The organism is Candidatus Magnetaquicoccus inordinatus (assembly GCF_004217665.1).
GTDB lineage: Bacteria > Pseudomonadota > Magnetococcia > Magnetococcales > Magnetaquicoccaceae > Magnetaquicoccus > Magnetaquicoccus inordinatus.
This window is the reverse complement of the sequence record NZ_RXIU01000278.1, coordinates 1-3,829: the sequence shown is the minus strand read 5'-3', so window position 1 is coordinate 3,829 and position 3,829 is coordinate 1. Positions and strand designations below refer to the sequence as shown.

The 3,829-nt window shown below is 56.6% G+C and carries 4 protein-coding genes; all 4 read left to right on the top strand.

Features of this window, described 5'->3' with window-relative positions:
* The coding region (locus tag EJP87_RS18665; protein WP_227657663.1) for a hypothetical protein at positions 1-287 on the top strand (287 nt) is incomplete at its 5' end.
* A gap of 246 nt (positions 288-533) precedes the next feature.
* Entirely contained in the window at positions 534-1,664 is a 1,131-nt protein-coding gene (locus EJP87_RS14580; RefSeq protein WP_130472591.1) for a glycosyltransferase family 4 protein, read from the top strand.
* A gap of 5 nt (positions 1,665-1,669) precedes the next feature.
* Entirely contained in the window at positions 1,670-2,539 is an 870-nt protein-coding gene (locus EJP87_RS14575; RefSeq protein WP_130472590.1) for a PIG-L deacetylase family protein, read from the top strand.
* A complete protein-coding gene (locus tag EJP87_RS14570; RefSeq protein WP_130472589.1) occupies positions 2,536-3,627 on the top strand; it encodes a glycosyltransferase family 4 protein in 1,092 nt (363 codons plus the stop codon). The genes EJP87_RS14575 and EJP87_RS14570 overlap by 4 nt, the downstream gene beginning before the upstream one ends.
* Positions 3,628-3,829: the final 202 nt, after the last annotated feature.

Sequence of the window (3,829 nt, the reverse complement as noted above, 5' to 3'; positions counted from 1 at the left end):
AAGCATTCGCGCACGCCGCACCAATCTGTGCCCCGGAGGGGCACTCTTTGGGAGGGCGGACGCCCGACCTGCACAGTTTAAGCGTGTGGCAACGGTGCGAAAACTTCAAATTATTCACAAAATTATTCACAAAACCATTCACCAAATTATTCAGGTTCGTGCTGGCTCGCCAGCTCTACCCCCATGGGGATGCTGTGTGTATTGGCGCAAAAATGCGCGCCAATACACACAGCTTGCTTCCATTAGGCGCGCTGCGCCGACGCAAAAATCGCGTCGGCTTAGTGTGAAAAGCGCGCCAAAAGCAAAAGATTAAAAGATTAAAAGCAAAGCAAAACCCCAGAGGCTTCGCCTCTGGACTCCACCAGGGAGGTGCCCTCCCTGGACCCGCAGTTGTTTTGGGTGATGGATAATTAAATTTGCAAAGCACTGCTGCAAAAGTTACGATAACGTGTCGATAATAGGGCTGCTCTCTCAACTGTTGGGGGACTCGCCACCACTGTTTACTGTTTTACAAGAATGTTGCATAACGAACAATGACTCTTCTCTCTTCTCAACCACTGCGCATTGCCCATACCGAATCCTCACTGGGTTGGGGGGGACAAGAGCTGCGGATTCTCACCGAATCGTTAGGGATGCTGCAGCAGGGCCACCAAGTCACCCTGCTTGCCCCTCAAGAAGCACAGATTTATCATGCTGCCCAACAACGGCAACTGCCAGTGCAGGCAGTACGTATCACACGCAAATCCCTGCCTGGCCTTGCGGATTTGCGCCAATGGCTGCATGAACATCCGCTGGATTGTCTGATTACCCACAGCTCTGTAGACAGTTGGCTGGTGGCTTTGGCCTGCCGCCTGCTCGCCAAACCACCGGTGGTGATCCGCCTGCGCCATATTTCAGCAGCCGTGCCGCGCAATCCAGCCAGCCGCTGGCTCTATACCCGTGGTTGCCAGCATATTGTCACCACCGGTGAAGCCCTGCGTCAACAGTTGATAGGTGACAACGGCTTTCCCGGCGCACGCATCACCTCCATCCCCACCGGCATCGATCTGCAGCGTTTTCAACCCGGTTGCGCCACGACAGCCCGACAACAACTGGGTCTGACCCACAAGCCCTTTGTGCTCGGCATTGTGGCCACCATGCGCAGTTGGAAAGGACATGCCTTTCTGTTGGAGGCACTGGCCAAACTGCAACGCCCGGATCTGCACCTGGTAATGGTGGGCGACGGCCCCATGTTCAGCGATTTACAACAACAGGTGGCACAACTCAACCTGGGTGCACAAGTAACCATGCCGGGCAATCAAGAGGATGTGGTGCCCTGGTTGCAAGCCTGTGATCTGTTCGTACTGCCCTCTTATGCCAACGAAGGGGTACCACAAGCCCTGATGCAGGCCATGGCCTGTGGCATTCCAGTGCTCTCCACCCCGGTCGGCAGCATCAGTGAAATCATCCAACCACAACAAACCGGCCTGCTGGTTCCCCCCAAAGATGCCAACGCCCTCAGTGCAGCAATTCTTACTCTGGTAGAGGATCAGCCACTGCGTCAGCGCTTAAGCAGCAACGGCTTACACTATGCGCAAAACCATTTTGCACTGACCATCATGCTGGAACGAATGGAACAGGTGATTCGCCAAACCATGTTCGCTGCCCACACACCCAAGGTCTGATTGCCATGGCCAGAAAACGCAGCCTCAAAGATCGTCTTCAATCCTGGCTCTTTACCCGTCGCAGCTACCGCTTTTTGATTCGTGACTGGCAAACATTAACCGATCTGCCTCTGGCCGCCCAGGCACTCAACACCCTCCGTTTCAGCCGTAATTTACAACCGGTTGAAGCAACTGGCCTGCCGGGACAACGGATCCTGGTGCTCGCCCCCCATCCCGACGATGAGTTGCTCGGTCCAGGCGGTGCCCTGTTGCAAAGCCGTGCCCAGGGGGCCACCATTACAGTGCTCTATCTCACCTCCGGTCTGCCCCATGAACGGGAGATCCGCGAAGCAGAGGCCAGAGAGGTGGCCCGTCTGTGCGACTTTAACAGCCACTTTTTGCGTTGGCCTGATGGAGCACTGCCAGCCGATCAGGAGGCGCTCCAACAGTTGGCCGCCGCCATCAGCGCGGTCAACCCCGATCTGTTGCTGCTGCCCTCGCTGTTTGATGACCATGATGATCATCGACGTTGCAGCGAACTGTTATGGCGGCTGAGCACACAGCAACTGCTCCCTGCCACCCTGGATGTTTGGGCCTATCAAGTCTATTCCGCAGTACTCGGCAATGTAGTGATCGATATTACCGCAGTCAGCACAAGCAAAGCTGAGGCGATTCGCTGCTACCGTTCACAAATGCAGCAGCGCGACTGGGCGCACTTTGCCCTGGGGTTGAACGCCTGGAACTGCCGCTTTCTGAAAAAATCGGCGCATGCTGCCGCCTACGCGGAGATGTTTCTCACCCTGCCACTCCATGAATATGCCGCGCTCTGCCGTCCCTATTTTGCGGACAGCCGCACGGCCTACTATGCAGCGGCCTACCAAAACAGCTCCCTATGAACTGCCCGCCATTTGGCGTGCTCTTTGTGCAAAACCGACCGCACAAAGCGGGAGCACAGAGCTGCTTATGGCGTCTGCTGCGCTATGCCGCCCAACACCAACTCTGGCAATCGCTGCTCTTGACCTCCGGCCCAGGCTGGCTGGTTGATGCCTGTCGCGCACAGCAGATTCCAGTCCTGATGCACCCTTTTCCCAGCTCCCGCTCTCTTCCGGCCCGACTCTATCAAAACAACCTTTTTGCCAAAGAGGTGCACAAACTCCTGGAAGCGGCCCCTTTTCCCATCCATCTGCTGCAAGGCAACGACCACCAGGAGGGGATTCTTACACTGGCACTGGCCAAACGACTGCAGCTTCCCGCCGCCTTGCTGCTGCGTGATTCGGGCATGCGCCAAGAGGACTATGCCAAATATCATGTCAAACATTGCCAGTGGCTTGCCACCATCGGTCAGGAGCTGCATGACCGGGTTGCCTCCTGGTCGCAGAGAAGCAACATCAGCACCCTCCATGATGGTCTCCTGCCCGAAGAGTTTTATCCTCCTGTATCACCCTCCCCAACCACTCCCAAACAGATCCTGGTGATCGGCTCTGCGCAAGCCAACAAGGGATGGTCTGATCTGTTGGCAGCCTTGCAAATCCTGGCCCCGCAGCAGCTTTTGCAGGGTATGACTGTTGATTTTACCGGCAGCTTGCCCGCAACAGCGCCACCGCCGCAGCTTCCCGGTTGTCAGCTCCGTTTTATAGGCCGCATCGAGGCTTTTCAGGAGCTGGTGCGCCGCTATCCCCTGGTAATCAATCCGTCGCGCCGCGAAACCTTCGGCATGGCCGCCATCGAGGTATTGGCTGCCGGAGTGCCGCTGCTCTCCAGCCGTACCGGCATCATCGAACAGATTGTCACCGACCAAAACTTTCTCTTTCCACCCGGAGAGATAGCGGCTCTGGCGGAGCGGTTGCGCACTCTCTTGCTGCAGTGGCCGCAGATCGGCTTGGATCTGCCCGCTTGTCAACAACGGATTCAACAACGCTTTCCCATCGCCCAAACAGCCGCATGCTTGGCCGAACAGTATGCGCGGATGCTGCAAAGAGCATGATCATCACTTGACCATGGCAAGCACATTGAAAAAACGTAACTATTCACTACCCAAAGCAATTGCGGGTCCAGGGAGGGCACCTCCCTGGCAGAGTCCAGAGGCAGAGCCTCTGGGGTTTTGTTTTGTGCCTTTGGCGCGCCTTTCACAACAAGCCGACGCGCTTTTTGCGTCGGCGCGGCGCGCCTAATGGAAGCAAGCTGTG